Annotated in this window: 1 protein-coding gene; it reads left to right on the top strand. The window is 64.0% G+C overall.

Going from position 1 to position 1,690, the window contains the following annotated elements; translation table 11 throughout:
- Positions 1-132 precede the first annotated feature (132 nt).
- A complete protein-coding gene (locus ACRCSW_RS25565; protein WP_438708472.1) occupies positions 133-1,689 on the top strand; it encodes a VOC family protein in 1,557 nt (518 codons plus the stop codon).
- Position 1,690 lies beyond the last annotated feature (1 nt).

The following is a 1,690-nucleotide window of genomic DNA, read 5'->3' as shown; positions in this document are numbered from 1 at the left end:
CTGGGCGATGAAGCTCCTGCCGGGCGGTTTGCCGGACTATCCCAACATTCAGGCGCTGCATGACAGGATTGCTGCTGATCCGGCGGTGCAAGCAGTCCTAGCGCGCGAGGCGGGCAAGTGACCGCGACCAATTTGGCGAACGGCCTTCACCACGTCACCGGCATCACCGCCGACGTACAGGCCAATGTCGACTTCTATGTCGGTTTCCTTGGCCTCAAGCTGGTCAAGCGCACTGGCGGCTATGCGGATGCGGAGCAACTGCACCTGATCTACGGAGACGGCCTTGGCAGCCCCGGATCGCTCCTGACCTTCCTGGTGTGGGAGGCCACCGGCCGTGGTCGCACTGGCATCGGACAGGTCTCGGAAGTGGCGCTTGCCGTTCCGCCCGCTTCCATCGCCGACTGGCTGACCAGGGCGCTCGCGGCAAATATCCCGTTCGAGGGACCATCACGCGAATTCGGAGAGCCGGTCCTGCGGCTGAAAGACCCGGACGGGTTGATCGTGAAGCTGGTCGGCCTCGATATGCCAACATCGGCTCCGCTTCCAGACGCGCCCAGCCGGCTGCAAGGCGTCACCGTCCTGACGGACAAGGCGGCGGAGACCGCAGAGTTCCTGACGCGTTTCGGTTACCGGCACGCGCAGCGTGCTGGCCTGACGCAGCGCATGATATCCGACACCGATGTGGTCGATGTCAGGGAAGTGTCGGGTTACGTGCCATCCGTGCCGGGGGCCGGAGTGCCGGACCATGTGGCGTTCCGCGCGCCGGATGCCGGGGCGGTCCGGTCCATGCGGCTGTCGCTTAAGGACCATGCACCGACCGAGGTTCATGACAGGAAGTACTTCCTGTCGCTCTATGTGCGTGATCCTGTCGGCATTCTCATGGAATACGCGACGGATGGGCCGGGGATGACCGTTGACGAAGCGCCCGACGCGCTCGGCCAGACTCTGTTCCTGCCGCCGCACGAAGCCGATCGCGCCGACGATCTGAAGGCCATGCTGCCCCAATTTGCCCTGCCGGGAGAAGAGCGGTTCCCCGCGCGCGAACTTCCGTTCATTCATCGCTTCAACCGGCCGGAGCACCCCGATGGCACGACTTTGGTGCTGCTGCATGGTACCGGCGGCAACGAAGCCGACCTGATGCCGATCGCCCGCCGCATTGCACCTAATGCGACGCTTCTGGGGGTGCGCGGCCGGGCAGCCGAGGACGGAACCAATCGCTGGTTCCGCCGGATCGACACCGCGACATTCGATCAGGCAGATATCCGCAGCGAAACCGAGGCCTTCGCAGCCTTCGTCGAAGGCGCAGTGACAGGATACGGGATCGACGCGGACAGGCTTGTCTTCCTTGGCTATTCCAATGGGGCAAGTCTTGTGGGTGCCGTCATCCTCTTCCATCCCGGCGTCGTGCGCCGCGCGATCCTGCTGCGCGCATTCCAAGCATCGGAGAACCATGAGGTGCGGGATCTTTCGAGCACCAACGTGCTGATGCTCGACGGACGTGACGATACTTTGGTTCCACACCCGTCAACGCTGGCGGACGATCTGCGGGCCTCGGGCGCGAAAGTAACGGCCCGGACGCTGGCAACAGGCCATGATCTATCCAGCGCGGATGTCATGGAGGCCGCGCAATGGCTTCGGCAGAACCTTCCGGGCGCAGCGACTGACCAACAGTCTGATGCTTCGACGTGAG

Origin of the sequence: Tabrizicola sp. (assembly GCF_051645465.1) — a bacterium.
GTDB lineage: Bacteria > Pseudomonadota > Alphaproteobacteria > Rhodobacterales > Rhodobacteraceae > Tabrizicola.
This window is presented reverse-complemented; position numbering and strand designations above follow the sequence as displayed.